General features: G+C 47.1%; 13 protein-coding genes, 1 rRNA gene and 1 pseudogene. 13 read left to right on the top strand and 2 right to left on the bottom strand.

What is annotated here, in order from left to right; all coding sequences use genetic code 11:
- Positions 1-11: 11 nt before the first annotated feature.
- From zipA to KV201_RS19945, 11 genes are all read left to right on the top strand, one after another.
- Positions 12-1,118: a cell division protein ZipA gene (zipA, locus tag KV201_RS19995; RefSeq protein ID WP_226060354.1), complete on the top strand. Its 1,107-nt coding sequence runs from the start codon at positions 12-14 to the stop codon at positions 1,116-1,118.
- Positions 1,119-1,220: 102 nt separating this feature from the next.
- Positions 1,221-3,278, top strand: coding sequence for an NAD-dependent DNA ligase LigA (gene ligA / locus KV201_RS19990; protein ID WP_226060353.1), 2,058 nt, complete (start codon positions 1,221-1,223; stop codon positions 3,276-3,278).
- A 228-nt stretch (positions 3,279-3,506) separates the two neighbouring features.
- Complete coding sequence (locus KV201_RS19985; protein WP_012587386.1) at positions 3,507-4,004, top strand: DUF2919 domain-containing protein; 498 nt, start codon at positions 3,507-3,509, stop codon at positions 4,002-4,004.
- Positions 4,005-4,229: 225 nt separating this feature from the next.
- Positions 4,230-5,435: an HD-GYP domain-containing protein gene (locus tag KV201_RS19980; protein ID WP_012587387.1), complete on the top strand. Its 1,206-nt coding sequence runs from the start codon at positions 4,230-4,232 to the stop codon at positions 5,433-5,435.
- Between the two features lie 56 nt (positions 5,436-5,491).
- Positions 5,492-6,355: an SDR family oxidoreductase gene (locus tag KV201_RS19975; RefSeq protein WP_226060352.1), complete on the top strand. Its 864-nt coding sequence runs from the start codon at positions 5,492-5,494 to the stop codon at positions 6,353-6,355.
- Between the two features lie 122 nt (positions 6,356-6,477).
- Positions 6,478-7,098: a thiol:disulfide interchange protein DsbA/DsbL gene (locus KV201_RS19970; RefSeq protein ID WP_226060351.1), complete on the top strand. Its 621-nt coding sequence runs from the start codon at positions 6,478-6,480 to the stop codon at positions 7,096-7,098.
- A 641-nt stretch (positions 7,099-7,739) separates the two neighbouring features.
- Entirely contained in the window at positions 7,740-8,006 is a 267-nt protein-coding gene (locus KV201_RS19965) for a DUF4212 domain-containing protein (protein ID WP_006082142.1), read from the top strand.
- Positions 8,007-8,017: 11 nt separating this feature from the next.
- Complete coding sequence (locus tag KV201_RS19960; RefSeq protein WP_226060350.1) at positions 8,018-9,754, top strand: sodium:solute symporter family protein; 1,737 nt, start codon at positions 8,018-8,020, stop codon at positions 9,752-9,754.
- A 215-nt stretch (positions 9,755-9,969) separates the two neighbouring features.
- Complete coding sequence (locus KV201_RS19955) at positions 9,970-11,817, top strand: DUF294 nucleotidyltransferase-like domain-containing protein (protein ID WP_006082140.1); 1,848 nt, start codon at positions 9,970-9,972, stop codon at positions 11,815-11,817.
- A gap of 1 nt (position 11,818) precedes the next feature.
- Positions 11,819-12,505: an exonuclease domain-containing protein gene (locus KV201_RS19950; protein ID WP_226060349.1), complete on the top strand. Its 687-nt coding sequence runs from the start codon at positions 11,819-11,821 to the stop codon at positions 12,503-12,505.
- Between the two features lie 244 nt (positions 12,506-12,749).
- Positions 12,750-13,346: a lecithin retinol acyltransferase family protein gene (locus KV201_RS19945; protein WP_226060348.1), complete on the top strand. Its 597-nt coding sequence runs from the start codon at positions 12,750-12,752 to the stop codon at positions 13,344-13,346.
- Positions 13,347-13,433: 87 nt separating this feature from the next.
- Here the strand turns inward: KV201_RS19945 and KV201_RS19940 are convergent, their stop codons facing one another.
- Positions 13,434-14,501 (bottom strand): ketoacyl-ACP synthase III, encoded by a 1,068-nt coding sequence (locus tag KV201_RS19940; RefSeq protein ID WP_006082137.1) that lies wholly within the window; start codon positions 14,499-14,501, stop codon positions 13,434-13,436.
- 91 nt (positions 14,502-14,592) lie between these two features.
- A pseudogene (locus KV201_RS19935) lies at positions 14,593-15,265 on the bottom strand (GntR family transcriptional regulator).
- Between the two features lie 468 nt (positions 15,266-15,733).
- On the opposite strand from KV201_RS19935, the gene gmhB reads away from it, so the two are divergent.
- Positions 15,734-16,282, top strand: a complete 549-nt coding sequence (gene gmhB / locus KV201_RS19930) for a D-glycero-beta-D-manno-heptose 1,7-bisphosphate 7-phosphatase (RefSeq protein ID WP_226060346.1) — start codon at positions 15,734-15,736, stop codon at positions 16,280-16,282.
- A 615-nt stretch (positions 16,283-16,897) separates the two neighbouring features.
- A 16S ribosomal RNA gene (locus KV201_RS19925) occupies positions 16,898-17,079 on the top strand; the annotation flags it as partial.

Raw genomic sequence — 17,079 nt, 5'->3', positions numbered from 1 at the left:
CAGGGTAACCAATGGAAGATTTGCAACTAGTATTGTTTGTTTTAGGCGCCATAGCCATAGTTGCTGTGCTGGTGCATGGATTTTGGTCTATCAGAAGACAACAACCTAAGTCATTGAAAGATAGTCCAATGGGCAATTTTTATAAGAAACAGGCAGAGAAAGGTGAGTCGAGCCCTAAGCGAATTGATGCCGAAGGATTTGATGCCGACGGTATTGGCGCTGTGCGAGTGCGTAAAGCTGGCGAACTTGCGCCTAACAACGAGACTCCCGCGGCCAATCCTTATTTGAAACAAGAAGTAAAGCTAGACGCTAAGCCGCAAGAATTGACATCGCCAGAATTTAAAGCAGAACTTAAACAAGGGCTTAAACCAGAGCTCAAAGTAGAAGCGAAACACGAACCTATTCCAGCTCAGCCAGATTTTAGCTTGCAGCCACCTGTGGCAAAAGAGCAACACCGTGGTCCTAAAGTTTCGCGCCATGAGCCTGTCTTGAGCACGCAAGCGAACACTCTCACGAATGTTCACACTAGTACGCCAGCGCCGCAAATGGGTCAATCCCATGCTGCTATCGTGGCGCAAAAAGCCGCTGAGCAAGAACAAGCGCTACGTGCCGCGCCGCAGCAAACCGCCTTGTTTGAAGAAAATGAACATCAAGCAGACCATCAAGAAGAGGCTTTTGTCGAACATGCCGCTGAAGATGAATTAGGTGAGCCACGCGACGTGCTGGTTTTACATGTGGTCGCAAAAGATGGCCAACAGCTGAACGGCGCCGAACTGCTTCCTTGTTTCTTAACCTTGAATTTTAAATATGGCGATATGAACATTTTCCATCGCCATGTGGATAACGCGGGCAATGGTAAAGTCTTGTTCTCTATTGCTAACATGCTGAAACCTGGCGTATTTGACCCTGATAACATGGAGCAGTTCAGTACCCAAGGTGTGGTATTTTTTATGACTTTACCTTGTTACGGCGATGCCTTAATGAACTTCTCGATTATGCTTAACTCTGCGCGCCAACTTGCAGACGATATCGATGCCGTAGTGCTCGACGGTCAACGTCTGCCTTGGGGTGAGTTTACTAAGCAAGATTATTTACACCGCATTCGCGCTAACGCTTAGTCGACGCCGCAATTTGGCGGTTTATATATTGATGAGGCCGCTAATTGCGGCCTCATTTTTTATGATCTACTTTTGTGATCTAAAGCATTCTGGATAAAGAATATGCAAGACATTCAACTCGATACACTTCTATCTGAAGACGTTACCCCAGAAAACGCATCGCAGGTGATGCAGGTGCTCAGCCAATCACTGAACGAGCACAACATTCGTTACTATGTGGATGATGCGCCGAGCATTACCGATTCCGAGTACGACAGGTTGATGCAGCGTTTACTCAAGCTTGAGGCGTTATATCCCCATTTGATTGTGGCTGATTCACCGACTCAAAGGGTGGGCGGATTGGCGCTCGCCAAGTTTGATCAGATCACTCATCTTAAGCCTATGTTAAGTCTGGATAACGCCTTCGATGAGGTTGATTTCAGTGCTTTCCACAAACGTGTCACCGATAAAGTCGGTGAGGTGAGTTTTTGCTGCGAGCCTAAACTTGATGGCCTTGCCGTGAGTATCTTGTATCGCCATGGCGTGCTTGAGCGCGCTGCGACCCGCGGCGATGGTGCTGTGGGTGAAGACATCACTGAAAACGTTAAAACCATTAAATCGATACCGCTTAAATTACGCGGTAATGATTTCCCTGAACTCGTTGAAGTGCGCGGCGAAGCCTTTATGCCGAAAGCCGCCTTTGAAGCGCTGAACGACAGGGCGCGCGCCAAGGATGAAAAACTCTTTGTTAATCCACGTAACGCTGCTGCCGGTAGCCTGCGACAACTTGACAGTAAAATTACCGCCGCCCGCTCATTGGCTTTTTATGCTTATGCGTTGGGCGTTGTTGAGCCGGATTCTCATCCGTTAGCTAAAACCCATTTCGAGCAGTTACAGCAGCTTAAGTCGTGGGGCTTACCTGTTAGTAGCGAAATCAAAGTCTGCGCTGAATTAAGCCAAGTCTATGATTACTACAAAGACATTCTTACTCGTCGCGGCGATTTAGCCTTTGAAATCGATGGCGTCGTGATGAAAGTTAACGACATTGACCAGCAGCAACGTTTAGGTTTTGTGGCTAAATCTCCCCGCTGGGCGATTGCCTATAAATTCCCTGCGCAGGAAGAAATGACCCTGCTCGAAGGGGTTGATTTTCAAGTGGGCCGTACCGGCGCAGTAACGCCAGTGGCGCGCTTAAAGCCAGTGTTTGTTGGTGGCGTGACGGTATCGAATGCGACGCTGCACAATGCCGATGAAATTGCCCGCTTAGGCATTAAAGTCGGTGACACTGTGATCATCCGCCGCGCTGGCGATGTGATCCCACAAATAGTTGCCATAGTGCCAGAAAGACGTCCTGAAACGGCGACTGACATTGTATTTCCGCATAATTGCCCTGTGTGTGGCAGTTTAGTCGAGCGTCTAGAAGGTGAGGCTGTAGCGCGCTGTAGCGGTGGTTTATTCTGCGAAGCGCAGCGTAAAGAAGCGATTAAGCATTTCGCATCCCGCAAGGCTTTAGATATTGATGGCATGGGCGATAAAGTCGTCGAGCAATTGATTGATAAAGAACTCGTCCAAAGTCCTGCGGATCTGTTTAAGCTCACCGCCTCTATGATGACTATGCTCGACCGCATGGGGATGAAGTCGGCAACCAATTTAGCGGCGGCGATTGAAGCGGCCAAAACCACAACACTTGCGCGTTTCTTATATGCCTTGGGCATTCGCGAAGTGGGCGAGGCGACAGCGGCAAACCTTGCGGCGCACTTTGCCAGTTTAGATGCGCTGCGGGTGGCAACTGTGGAGCAGTTAACTGAAGTGGAAGATGTTGGCGCCGTGGTGGCCCAGCATGTGGCCCACTTTTTTGCTCAGCCGCATAACCTTGAGGTTATCGATGCCTTAATCGCTGCTGGTGTGCATTGGCCCGCCATTGAGGCGCCAAGTGCAGATGCACAGCCGCTTAAAGGCCAAACCTGGGTATTGACCGGGACCTTAAATCAGCTCAATCGTAATGATGCTAAGGCGCAGCTGCAGGCACTGGGTGCAAAAGTTGCTGGCAGTGTGTCGAAAAATACCGATTGCTTAGTGGCAGGTGAGGCGGCAGGTTCAAAACTTGCGAAAGCGCAGGAGCTTGGCGTTAAAGTGATGGATGAGGATGAGTTATTGGCACTCCTCGCCGCGAGCGCTTGATTGCTGTGGGCTGAAATAGGCCGTTGGCTTTTGTCTGGCGTTTCGCATCTACAGTTTAAAAACCACTGAATAGTGAGCATTAAATAGCGCCTTGCCCAAGGCGCTATTTTTATGTGGCATAGCAAAAATGACGACATGGAAAGATAGTCTGCTTTGGCTATTGAATTAGCCGCGATTGGCACCATCTCCTTGATATGCTGTTTTAGATTTTGCTAATTGGAAACCTATTTGAATTTTAGTCACATCACTTGGCTCGATGATAAAGGCCATATTAAACCGCCGATCTTTTTATATGCACTCTTGGCTTATCTTGCGCGCGGTTGGTGCATTTTTATCGCCTCGCTGACCCAGATGGGTGACCGTTCTGAGTTAGTGCGGATTTTCTACCCTGAAAAGTCAGATTTTTTGCTAGCACTTGGGGCGGGACTTGGCGCGGTTTTGATTTATCTTGTGGTGATTGCAGAACGTCGCCGTTCGCCTCAATGGTTAAGACCTATTTTTGTGCATTTAAAATGGGGCCTGTGGTTGCTGCTGATGATTGATGGTGTCTTGCTGGGGCAGCGGCTGATCCATGGTCAGTTCTTGTTCCATTGGAGCCTCGCTTTAGACGCGTTAGTCTTGTTCTGGTCGGGCATTTATCTCATTAAATCGAAGCGACTCAGTTATTATCTCCGTGACTGGCCAAAAGAAGAGCCAAAAATAGAACAAAAAGAGCTTCAGCCTTAAGATCCTATCCTATTGTTATTTAGTCTCTTTATTTAACTCTGAGGCGCAGGGCACAAATTAATGTGTCTTATGCCTCAGTTTGATAAGGATTTTTCATTTGTACTCTGCATCGAACGCTTTGAATCATCTATAGTTATATGTACTTAGCTTGAATGTGCCCTGTTGGATACGCAGATGAGGTCATCTGTTTATGTCCTGCATCACATTTGAAAGGAGTCATACTGCGTGGCAAAAGTACCTCAAAAAAAATTATCACTATCAGAAATTCAACTTGGCATGAGAGTCAAGTTGCCCTTGTCATGGACGAATCACCCCTTTTTATTTAACCGCGTTGATATCAGCAGTGCCGCTCAAATCGAAATGATCCGTGGCCTAGGCGTCCCCTATGTGTTTTTGTTATCGGAATCGAATGCAGAACTGGATATTGTTGAAGAAGACGAAGACATTGAAGACGAGATAGCAGTCGAACCCGAACGGGATCTCAAGGCCGATACCCGTAAGGCGATGCGTTTGAGTCAGAAACGTTTTCTAATGAATGTGAATAACTCACGTAATGTGTTTGGTAAAATAGTCAGCGATCCTGAAGGCGCCTATCGATTATCGGCGGCACTGGTCGAAGACTTGCTAAGCCATTTGCAGGAAGTTGAAACACCGTTCCTTACCTTGGTTGGGATGGATGAGAAAGATGTGAGTGTGACCCAACATGGCGTCTCTGTGGCTGTGTTGGCAATGATGATAGGTCATGCACTGGATTTAACCCCAAGAGAGTTGCGTGATATCGCTCTTGGCAGTTTGCTGCATGATATCGGTAAGCTTAAAGTGCCCGATGTCATCCGCCGAAAGCGTGGCGCGCTGACGACACACGAAGCCAGCTATTTGCAAATGCATCCTAATTTTGGTTTTGACATGTTGAATCGGTCGGGATTATTCCCCAAAGAGGTGTTGAATATCATTTTACACCACCATGAGTTTGTTGATGGTTCAGGATTTCCTGATGGATTGACGGGGCATAAGATCCCAATCATTACGCAGATCGTGAGTTTAGCAAATGATTACGATCAGCAGCTCAGTGGTCAGCAAGTGACATCTCCTCAAGTGGCATTAGGTTATTTGTTTAAAAACCGTGCGAGTAAACATTCAGAGTCACTGATTTCTGTGTTGGTTAAAATTCTCGGCATCTACCCCCCTGGGACAATTGTCAGGTTATCGGATGATAGCGTGGCAAAAGTCATGATGACCACTAAAGAAGTGAGTCAGCCCCAAGTGTGGGCTTGTAAAGAGGACGGGAGTGAAGCATCGCTGCGTTTCTTAAGTGACGAAGGCGTGACAGTGCAAAAAGCCATCAAAGCGGAAGAATTGTCCGAGGGCGCTATTCGTACCTTGCAAGTCGATAAAGGGGTTAGTTTTTATTTTAGTTCGCTACAAACTTGAATCTTATGCGCTAAGTTCCGTATTCTATCCGCTGATATGATTCCCTTAGGGCTAATATGGCGAATATAAAAGCAGAAAACGGCGCAGTAAAATCCAGTGTTGCCTTAGTCGGTTGTGGATGGTTTGGTTTTGCTTTAGCAAAGCAGCTCGTCCATGAGGGCTATAGAGTCACAGGCTGTAAGCGCAGCGCCGACGAATTATCGGTATTAACTGAGGTCGGGATTGAAGCCTATCCGCTGCAATTGGGTAGCGAAGCACCCTCTGCCCCCGATGCTCAAGCGTTAAGCGGTTTATTTCAAACCGATTATCTGGTGGTCAATATTCCTCCCCGATTAAAGCGCGGTAACGCCGCGTATCTTGAAGAACTGCAACAACTCATCGCATTAACCCAAGGCTGGCAATATCAGCAGATTGTGTTTATCAGCACAACGGGCGTGTATCCGGCCCAAGATAAAGTGATGACCGAAGCCGATGCCTTGGCAGAATCTAGCGACAGCCAAGTGCTATTAGATGCAGAAGCTTTATTTCAAGCCTTGCCACATGCCTGTATTGTCCGCTTTGCTGGACTCGTAGGCCCCAAACGCCACCCTGGACGTTTCCTTGCCGGAAAAACCGATGTCAGTGGCGCCAATGTGGCAGTGAATTTAGTCCACTTAAGTGATTGCGTCAGCGCGGTAAGTCGGATTCTCGCGGCAACGGGTTCAGGTTTATCTGTGGCACCGATTTATAATCTTTGCGCGCCGACACACCCCACTAAAGCTGAGTTTTATCACGCCGCCGCCGAGTCCCTTGGTTTAGTCGCACCCGAATTTAATCAACAATCCATGCCGAGTAAAGTCATCCAAGGTGACGCAATTGTCTCAGATTTAGGCTTTCGATATCAGTATGCTTCTCCGCTGGATATGCTAGCGGCATGTTGAGAAAGGTTAATTATTGTTAAAGGTAAAAGCCGAACTTTTAGGTTATCTTTGGGTTCCAAGTTTTGCTTGAGCGAATGTGTCATCCTTATTTAAACCAATGACGAATAAAAAGAGACAATATAATGAGCGTGTTTAATCGAGTTCGACCTATAGCCGCATTGGCGTGCGGATTAATGCTGAGTGCCAGCTTTGCACTGCAGGCCGCAAGTTTCGAAGGAGGCAAAGATTACGTCACTGTGGCGGGGATTACCGAAGCACAAAAACCAGTACTGCGAGAGTTTTTCTCCTATAACTGCCCACATTGCTATAAGCAAGAACCGCTTATGGACCTGACAGTGCAACTGCTCGGCAAAGATGTGGCTTTTGAACGTACCCCTGTGGGCGCCGGCCGTCCTGCTTGGGAACTGAGTCAGCTTGCCTACTATGTGGCGCAAAAATTAAAGATGACTAAGCAAACCCATGGCGCTATTTTCAAGCAAATCCATGAGAAAGGTGAGCAATTTACAGCACCTGAACAGGTTAAAGCCTTCTTTGTTGCCCAAGGCGCTAAGGTGGATGATGTTGATGCCGCAATGAATTCCGTCGATGCCAAATTCACCCTAATGAATTATGACTCTCAAGCTGAGCTTGCGGGGATCAAGGGCGTACCCTCATTACTGGTTAATGGCCGTTATATGCTGACGTCGACCGCGCACACGCCAGAAGAGTTAGCTGCATTAGTTAAGTTTTTAGCCGCGAAGTAACCGCGTTTAATAAATGGAGACTAGACTCATCGCGGCTAACGAGTAAGCGCCTTGCGAGCCGCATTGGGAAACTTATCCCGCTATTCGCCAATCCAGCGTTAATAACCCAACCTAGGTTGGGTTATTTTTTGCCTGAAATTGAAACAGCAGTTGTGAATCAAACTACGCGATGACTATTAAGTGAAATGCTGAAATGAAACGGCTTTGCTGCCAGCCTAACGTGACTTGGATGAGTGATTTGAAATCGCCTATTGATTGAAGAACGAATGCTGATATCTCATCAATCCTCAGCATTGAAAATCCTAAATCAAGTGACGTGCAGTCAGTCTAAAGTCATCTTTAAGGCTGATTAAACTTCTAATTTTTCCTGCTCAGACAACACGTTATTCCTGTTTCTTGCTTGTTTTCCCGCCTTATCTACCTAAATCCCACTCATTCTTGTTCGACATTGGTCTAACCTGTTGAAAAAGTTGAAACTGTATCTAAATGTAAAATCATTGTTAACTTGTTGAATTTATTTCTATTCACTATTAATGGACAGCGTTTTGAATCACGAGTTAGACGAAAGTCGTGATTGTGCTCACACCAGCTGTTGCTAGATTAAACAAGACTTAAAATTAAAACAGCACAGGGGAGTCACTATGGGTTTTGAAAACAATGACAAGGCAAAAGGTTATTGGCGCGAGAATATTCGTCTCGTTCTGAGCTTACTAGCCATTTGGGCGGCAGTCTCTTTTGGATGCGGCATTTTATTGGTTGATGTACTCAATGAAGTCCATTTCATGGGATTCAAATTAGGTTTCTGGTTTGCACAGCAGGGATCTATGTATGTATTCGTTGCGCTTATTTTTGTCTATGCGGCAAAAGCCAACGCCTTAGATAAAAAATATAACGTACAAGAAGACTAAGGAGCGTTGAGATGGATGTTCAAACACTAACGTATATTATCGTAGGGCTCTCGTTTGCGCTCTACATTGGGATTGCAATCTGGACCCGAGCGGGTTCAACCAAAGAATTCTATGTTGCAGGTGGCGGTGTTCACCCAGTAGTTAACGGTATGGCGACGGCGGCGGACTGGATGTCAGCGGCGTCGTTTATTTCATTAGCGGGTATTGTGTCTTTCGTCGGTTACGACGGTAGCGTGTACTTAATGGGCTGGACGGGCGGTTACGTATTGTTGGCTCTGTGTATGGCGCCGTATTTACGTAAGTTTGGTAAGTTCACTGTGCCAGATTTCGTTGGTGAGCGTTATTACTCACAGGCCGCACGTACTGTCGCAGTTATCTGTGCCATCTTTATTTGTTTTACCTATATTGCAGGGCAAATGCGCGGTGTGGGCGTGGTGTTCTCGCGCTTCTTAGAAGTGGAAGTCGACACGGGCGTGTATATCGGTATGGCGGTCGTGTTCTTCTACGCCGTACTCGGTGGTATGAAAGGGATTACTTACACTCAGGTTGCTCAGTACTGTGTATTGATTTTCGCATTCATGGTGCCAGCCATATTTTTATCTGTGATGATGACAGGCCACATTATTCCACAAGTGGGTTTCGGTGCTGAATTGCTCGATGCCGCCGGTAATAATAGTGGTGTTTACTTGCTTGAAAAACTCAACAATGTGTCAACTGAACTTGGCTTTGCCCCTTACACCGACGGTTCTAAGAGCATGATTGATGTGTTCTGTATTACTGGCGCGTTAATGATGGGTACTGCGGGTTTACCCCACGTTATCGTGCGTTTCTTTACTGTACCTAAAGTGAAAGATGCGCGTATCTCTGCGGGTTGGGCGTTAGTGTTCATCGGTATCATGTATACCACAGTACCTGCGTTGTCAGCGTTCTCTCGCGTCAACATGATTGAAACCATTAACGGTGCTGATTCGCAAGGTGTGGCTTATGAGTCTGCGCCGCAGTGGATTAAAAACTGGGAAAAAACCGGCTTAATCAAGTGGAACGACAAAAACGGCGATGGCAAACTTTACTATGCCGCCGGCAAGATGGAAGATCCTGCTAGCAAAAACGAAATGAAGATCGATAACGACATCATAGTATTAGCGACGCCAGAAATCGCTAACTTGCCAGCGTGGGTTATCGCCTTGGTTGCAGCGGGTGGTTTAGCGGCGGCCTTGTCGACTTCTGCGGGTTTGTTGTTGGTGATTTCAACCTCGGTCTCACACGATTTACTCAAGAAAAACCTGATGCCAAATATCTCCGATAAAAAAGAGCTGATGTTTGCTCGTTTAGCGGCGGGTGTGGGCATTGTGATTGCGGGTTACTTTGGGGTGAATCCACCAGGCTTTGTGGCCGCAGTGGTAGCGTTCGCCTTCGGGTTAGCTGCATCATCACTGTTCCCTGCGATCATCATGGGCATCTTCTCTAAGACAATGAACAAAGAAGGCGCGATTGCCGGTATGTTAACGGGTCTACTGTTTACTGCGGCTTATATCATCTACTTTAAGTTTGTGAATCCAGCGGATAACGTTGCCGCTAACTGGTTCCTCGGTATTTCACCAGAAGGTATCGGTATGGTGGGTATGTTAGTGAACTTCGGTGTGGCAGCGTTAGTGAGTCGTGTGACTACGGCAACGCCATTACATGTTCAGGAGATGGTCGAATCTATTCGTTTCCCTAAAGGTTCGGGTGAAGCGAGCGGTCACTAAGCTCATCGCTTAATCATTGCATCAACACAAGAGAGCGCTTCGGCGCTCTTTTTTATTGCGCATTTGGAAAGTATTTTGCCCTGTAGTTGAATGAGTCTATTGAGGAGTTAACGGGAGCATCCTAAGGCTGACTTTAGTCGAATGTAGCGCAGCGACAATGCAGGCTATAGTGATGACATATAAGTAAAAGTTTCGCCTAACAGAAGGTGTTGCCTATGAATGCCAGTGAGTTACAACCCGTAGTGCAATTTCTACAAGGGCTAGTGCCTTTTGATACTCTGCCTGAAGATGTTGTGGTGCGCTGTGCTAAGGCTGTCACTGTCGGGTATTACAGTAAAGCCTCTGGTTATGTCAATTTCGATGCTAATTCGCCCAAGTTGTATATGGTGCGTAGCGGCGCCTTTGAGGTGCGCGATCCTGAAGGCGTGCTGGTCGATAGAGTCGGCGAGGGGGAGTTTTTTGGTTTTTCGACCTTGTTATCGGGGGAGAAAGTCGTCAACAAGGTCGCTATTCTCGAAGACGGTTTGGTTTATCATTTGCCCCAAAGCTTGTTCGATCATCTCAGAAGCGAGAGCCGCAACTTCGATAAGTTTTTTACCCGCGCATTTGCTAAACGTTTACGTCATGAGGCTCGCTTTAAGGCGAAAGATCTGACGACTACTAGTCGGATCAGCACGTTAATGTCATCCGCGCCTATTGTTATCGATGCCCACGCGAGCGTGACGCAGGCGGCACTCTTAATGCGAAACAGCCGAGTGTCATCCCTGTTGGTCACGGATAATCACAAGCTAGTTGGGATTTTAACCGATAAGGATTTGCGTAATCGGGTGTTAGCGGCGGGGCTCGACGGCCATATCGCAGTGCATCAAGCCATGACGGTTTCGCCGATCTCAATTTCATCCAATGCGTTGATTTTTGAAGCCATGTTGCTGATGAGCGAACATAACATTCATCACTTACCCATTATCGACCAAGATAAAGCTATCGGCATGGTGACCAGTACTGACATCTTGCGCGGGCAGGGCTCGCAACCGCTGCTGTTGATTGGCGAGATTGAACGTCAGCAGGATCTTGCCAGTTTAATTAGCGTCAGTAAGCAAATTCCGCTGTTACTGCAAAATTTGATCAGTGCGGATGCCAGAGCCGAAGAAATTGGCCGAGTATTAACGTCAGTCACCGATGCGCTGACACGGCGGTTAATCGTGCTCAATCAACAATTGCTCGGCGAGCCGCCCATGGCTTTTTGCTGGTTGGCGTTTGGATCGCAGGGACGCCAAGATCAAGCAGCTTGTTCGGATCAAGATAATGGTCTGTTAGTCGCAGAAGAGATGGATGATTTTGCCAAAGGTTATTTCGATGCCTTAACCCATGCGGTGTGCGCTGGGCTTGACCAATGCGGTTATGAGTTTTGCCCCGGCAACATTATGGCGCAAAACCCACAGTGGCGAATGTCGCTTAAACAGTGGCAACAAGTATTTGAAAAATGGGTAATAACGCCCGAGCCTAAGGCGTTACTGCACGCCAGTATCTTCTTTGATATGCGCTCGGTGTACGGCCCACAAACCTTATTTGATGCGCTGCAGGATAAAGTCTTGGCTCAAACCCGTGATAACGATATTTTCCTCGCGGGCATGACAGGTAATTCGCTGGTGGAGTCGCCACCGCTGGGCTTTTTCCGCAAATTTGTCCTCGAACGTGATGGCAGCGAAGTCAAAGGCATAGATTTGAAGCATAAGGGCAATGCTTTAATCAACGACATTGCCCGCGTTTATGCCCTGTCGGCAGGGATCAAGGAAGTGAATACTGCGAAACGTATCCGTGCCTTGATGGACGCAAACATTCTCAATCGTAAAGATGCGCTTAATCTTGCCGATGCCCACGAGTTTATCGCCCATATGCGGTTATCGAACCAAGGTTATCAACATAATCTCGGGCTAGAGGTGAGCAATTATCTGTTACCCGCACATTTATCTTCGCTGGTCCGCCATCAGCTACGTGATGCCTTTAAAGTGGTGCATGAGGCGCAGGCGGGGATGAAGATGAAGTTCATGCGAAGTTTTTGATATGAATACACTGCTGCTGAAAACGAAACTTAATTGGCGGGCGCTGCGTTGCCAACATCAGTTATTTAAGGGCTATTATCACTCGCTATTACCTCTGCTGGCGATGCCGTTATCCGAAGCACCTTTGGTGGCGATGGATTTAGAGATGACAGGTCTCAATCCGCAGCAAGATCAAATCCTCAGTATTGGCTTAGTGCCGATTGAGCGCGGCGAGATCCCTTTAGCGCGCGCCGAGCAAAAATTAGTGCAAATTCGCGGTAGTGTTGGCCAAAGCGCGACGATCCACGGGATCCTCGATAATCATCTGGTGCAGGCGGTAACGATTGAGGAAGCCATGGGCTGGTTTATCAATCAAACCTATGGTCGGGTGCTGGTCGCGCATCATGCTCCGCTAGATTGTCGCTTTCTGCAGCAGGATTTATTGGCGATTTATCATCAAGCCCTCATCCTACCCGCCATTGATACACTCATGCTTGAAAGGCATCGTTTGCTACGGGAACACTCAGTGATTAAAGAGGGCAGTTTGCGCCTTGGCGCTTGCCGCGAACGTTACGGTTTACCCATTTATACAGCCCATAGCGCGCTGACCGATGCTTTAGCTTGCGGGGAATTATTACTGGCACAAATGGCGGCTATGGGCGGGGCGGGGCAACTAACTGTGGCAGATTTATTGCGGCAATCGACTTAGCTGTTTCAGTTTTAACTCACTCTTTGTGGATGAGTTAATTGAGTTGGGGTGATGCTGTTTTACGCTGATTTAACTTTAATCTCACTCTGATCTCACTCTGATTTCATCTTAGGTTAATCACTGACAGGCTAGACTTGAAACCCAATCCTAAGCTTGACTTTAAAGCTTAAATTCAATGCCGCCAACTTGGCAATCCAACCAACTTGTACTTCACTCTAATAAACTGAGTGTGTAGGAGAACATGATGCCGTTACCTTTGCTTTGGATGGGCAGTGCCGTAATTGGCGCGGTTTTGTTGGCCGATGAGCGCGAGAAGCGTCAGCAACTTGAGCGCGACAGAGTACTCGGTAAGGCTCCTAAGTATCCCGTTGCCAATCGCGCTATGGTGGCGGCGCCGAGTCAATGGCAAAAGGGATTAAAACAAGTTGCGCCAATCCCAGGCAGTATCGTCTGTTGTTATGTTTTTGGCGTGATTGAACATACGGGTATCTGGCTGGGTGACGATTGCTTAGTAGAGTTACACGGTTCAGGGTTGGTGCGGGCGGTGTCGGTAAAGCGTTTCTTGGCGGGGCGAACTGGCAGCCAAATCTATCTTGCCTGTAATCATCTGCATCAACCGCTCATCGCCGATGCTGTGTTGACCCGCGCCGAGCAGGCGATTTATCAATATCGTGAGTACGATTTATTTGACAATAACTGCCATCGATTTGTCTGGTCTTGTATTAGTCAAAAGGGCGAAGAGGTGGTTAAAGGTTTTAATGAGTTAAATCAAAAACTCGCCGAGCATTTTAATCAAGCTATCTATTGGGATGAGATGATCATGAGCAAGCTGAATGAATAAGATCTGTCGTCATAAACTAAAAAAGCCATCGATTAAGATGGCTTTTTTTCTTCGTAAAACAAGATGTTATTGTTTTGCAGAAACCGTTTATGGCTTACAAAAATAATCCACAGCGCGTTTAACTAACTCTATGCCCGTTTTATCGCAAGGCGGTAACTCGGCATCACTGATATTGATAGGCGTCACGCGATCGCCCCATTGCAGCAAGAGTGCGGCAGAGGTTAAGCCGGCACCAAAGGCACAAGAGAGTATGGTTTGATTCGGCTTAATCACGCCTTGCTCTAATGCATCACAAATCGCAATTGGGATAGTTGCCGCTGAGGTATTGCCATAGTTGGCAATGTTAACGAAGGCTTTTTCTTTCGGAATTTTCATCCGACTGACTAAGGTATCGATAATGCGCTCGTTGGCTTGATGCGGGATAACAAGATCCACTTCATCTTTATCAACGCCACATTTTTCAAGCACTTTAGTGCTCAACTTGTTCATGCCGTTAATCGCACGCTTGAAGATTTCTTGGCCATCGAATTCAATAAAGAAATCCAATGACTCGGCAGAGAATCTGTCCATCGCCGTGCCAAAGCCCGCTTTAAGAATGTCACGACCTTCAGGATCGTTATTCAGTTCATAACCAAGCACGCCACCGGCAACATCTGTTGCTTCAACGACAACGGCACCAGCGCCATCACCGAATAACACGGCAGTTTCGCGGCGTGACCAATCTAAATAGAAAGAGAGACGCTCGGCACCAATCACCAATACTTTCTTGCTCTGACCACTCTTGATTTGTGAGCTGGCTAAACCTAAGCCATATAAGAAGCCACTGCAGGCTGCATTGATGTCGAACGCGGCACAACTGGCGCCAATATTAGCTTGTACAGTTGATGCGATATTCGGGATCAAAGTGTCTGGGCTGGCGCTAGCCAGAATGATCATGTCGATTTCACTGCCATCGATACCCGCAGCTGCGAGCGCGCGTTGTGCTGCAACTGAAGCGAGTTCAGAGGTGTTAACATGACTGATATGGCGCTGGCTGATGCCGGTGCGAGATTTAATCCATTCATCGGATGTCTCGATAAAGGTCGCAAGATCATCGTTGGTCAGCGTGGCTGGTGGAACACATTTGCCCCAACCTGTGATAGTGGCGTACTGCATGGTGGTTTCTCTCAAATAAAAAAGGCAGAACCTGAGCGCTGCCTTGAATCGACAACAAAGCTTATCGGCAACTCTAATGGCCGTCCGTGATCTAGACCACCTGTTTGGCGACGAGATCTCGAATTGTCATTGCGGCATGCAGAATATGATGACGCAGTAGCGCCGTCGCTTTTTCTGTTTCTCTCAGTTTGCAGTGGTTGAGTAAAGCTCTGTGCTCATGCTCTGCAGCAGGAATCCCCCCCCGCGAGCAATAACTGCAAACGAATGTATCTATCACAATTAGTATTGAGGCCGTGAACAACCTCAGGGGTGTGTGGGCGATTAGCCGCCTGATATAAGCAAGTGTGAAATTGCGTATTCAACTCGCTCCAACTGGCAACGGCATCTTCATGTTTGAAGGCCGACTCCAATTGTTCGAGTACACGTTCTGCTTTTTCTAAATCAGCTTCTTGAAGCAGTGGGATCGCCTTAGCGAGCAGATCGGTTTCGATCATGGCACGTAATTCAAAAAGTTCGGTGACTTGCTCGACGGATAACACGGTCGCCGTTGCACCTTTATGAGGCTCAAACTTAACGAGTCCTTCGGCTTCGAGTTGCAATAAGGCTTCTCTCACCGGAATGCGGCTGACATTTAACGCTTCAGCCAAGGCACTTTGTCTGAGTGGTTCTCCTGCGGCTATGTCACCTGAAAGAATTCTCTCTCTGAGCACTTCAACAACTAACTGGGTGCGGGTTTTGTGGACTATAGGCGTAGTTCGACTCATTATTTCCGTCTATTTCGGGTATTTTCTCGTTATCTGCCCAAGATTACCGTTAAAAACACCACAAATAAAGGGGAATGCTTGATTGAGTGCGGCATCTTAGGGATTAACAATGCCCAAACGGCAGGGGTTTTGATGGTTTTGGCTCTCTCAATTATGCGCCTTTCTTGGAAACAATCTTTAATGCGACAGCCATCATTTTCCTAAGTGCGCTGTTTATCTACTGCAATGAAGTACTTCGACTAGTCGATTAAATTAGGCTTACCGGTTAAACATTTTGCCTGAGGGCGTTGATTTCGCAGGATAAAGGCTATGCAGCATTGAGACTCTCGGGGCAAGGTGTTATCCGCATCTAGCGATAAGCATCACTAACGCTCAATTTAGCGCTAAAAGCACAACTTCGCGGTGCAATTTCTGATAATGAATGGAATAATAGCGCGATAACGCCTTAGGCGATTTTGGAGTATTACAGTGAGTCGAGCAGTATTTTTAGACCGTGATGGCGTGATTAACAAAGATCATGGTTATGTCCACTTAGTGGATGACTTCGAATATATCGAAGGTGTGTTTGAATCTTGCCTCTCTTTGAAGGAAATGGGCTACAAGTTAGTTGTCGTCACAAATCAATCTGGTATTGCCCGTGGTATGTATACAGAAGATCAATTCCACAGCTTAACGGAGTGGATGGATTGGAACTTTGCGGACAAAGGCGTTGAACTCGACGGTATCTACTATTGCCCGCACCATGCTGAAAATGGCATCGGGGAATATAAGGTCGACTGTGATTGCCGTAAACCTAAGCCGGGTATGCTCAATGATGCGGCGCAATTCTTGAAAATCGACTTAGTGTACTCAGTCATGGTTGGCGACAAAGCCGAAGATATGCAGGCAGCGAAAGCGGCGGGCGTGACCACTCGCATATTAGTGCGCAGTGGTAAGGTTATTGCTGATGACAGTGATGCCACAGTGGTACTGGACAGTATTGCCGATGTGCCGGCTTACATAAAAAGCCTAGGCTAGTTGCTACGCTACTACTTATAAGCAGATAAACATTTGCTGATAAGTTCATCTCAAGCAGCAACTATCATAGTAACCAGTAGCGCGAGTTGCCGCTCTTGTTGGATAAGAGTTTGCGTTAAAAGCGATCCAACATTGAATAAAGAGCTAACCAATAGGTTGGCTCTTGTCATTTCTAGCGCTGGGTTAGCCTCATCTTTTCCCATAACTCAGCACAAATTCGATAATATTGGCGTTAAAACACACTTTTAGTTTAAAAAGTGTGCGCTTGAATCGTTTTTCGTAATTATTCGCGTCAAAGGGGTTGCGGTAAAATCTGACATCCCTATAATGCGCATCCACTGACCCAGCGGGGTCAACGGTTAAACGCTGAATAAGCTGCTAACCATGCTCTTTAACAATTTATCAAGCAAATCTGTGTGGACACTCACAGGTGTTGAGTTAATCGAAACTGCTTGACCTTCGGGTTGGCAGTCAAAAATTTAAATCAACCAATTCTTTCACGAGAGTGATGAGTGTTCATAGCAATATGTACAAAGACTTACTACTTATTTTCGAATAAATAGGAGTCGAACAGAATTCGTTGAGCCGTTTGACGTAAGTCAAACAACAAAACTTTAATTGAAGAGTTTGATCATGGCTCAGATTGAACGCTGGCGGCAGGCCTAACACATGCAAGTCGAGCGGCCGCGGGAAGATAGCTTGCTATCTTTGCCGGCGAGCGGCGGACGGGTGAGTAATGCCTAGGGATCTGCCCAGTCGAGGGGGATAACAGTTGGAAACGACTGCTAATACCGCAT

Origin of the sequence: Shewanella sp. SR1 (assembly GCF_020447145.1) — a bacterium.
GTDB lineage: Bacteria > Pseudomonadota > Gammaproteobacteria > Enterobacterales > Shewanellaceae > Shewanella > Shewanella baltica.
The sequence above is the reverse complement of the archived record's forward strand: the minus strand, read 5'-3'. Positions and strand labels throughout refer to the sequence as shown.

What these genes read in the sequence shown, in the direction of transcription:
- zipA (WP_226060354.1), top strand. Translation starts at nt 12, where the DNA reads ATGGAAGATTTGCAACTAGTATTGTTTGTTTTAGGCGCCATAGCCATA.
- ligA (WP_226060353.1), top strand. Translation starts at nt 1,221, where the DNA reads ATGCAAGACATTCAACTCGATACACTTCTATCTGAAGACGTTACCCCA.
- KV201_RS19975 (WP_226060352.1), top strand. Translation starts at nt 5,492, where the DNA reads ATGGCGAATATAAAAGCAGAAAACGGCGCAGTAAAATCCAGTGTTGCC.
- KV201_RS19970 (WP_226060351.1), top strand. Translation starts at nt 6,478, where the DNA reads ATGAGCGTGTTTAATCGAGTTCGACCTATAGCCGCATTGGCGTGCGGA.
- KV201_RS19965 (WP_006082142.1), top strand. Translation starts at nt 7,740, where the DNA reads ATGGGTTTTGAAAACAATGACAAGGCAAAAGGTTATTGGCGCGAGAAT.
- KV201_RS19960 (WP_226060350.1), top strand. Translation starts at nt 8,018, where the DNA reads ATGGATGTTCAAACACTAACGTATATTATCGTAGGGCTCTCGTTTGCG.
- KV201_RS19955 (WP_006082140.1), top strand. Translation starts at nt 9,970, where the DNA reads ATGAATGCCAGTGAGTTACAACCCGTAGTGCAATTTCTACAAGGGCTA.
- KV201_RS19950 (WP_226060349.1), top strand. Translation starts at nt 11,819, where the DNA reads ATGAATACACTGCTGCTGAAAACGAAACTTAATTGGCGGGCGCTGCGT.
- KV201_RS19945 (WP_226060348.1), top strand. Translation starts at nt 12,750, where the DNA reads ATGCCGTTACCTTTGCTTTGGATGGGCAGTGCCGTAATTGGCGCGGTT.
- KV201_RS19940 (WP_006082137.1), bottom strand. Translation starts at nt 14,501, where the DNA reads ATGCAGTACGCCACTATCACAGGTTGGGGCAAATGTGTTCCACCAGCC.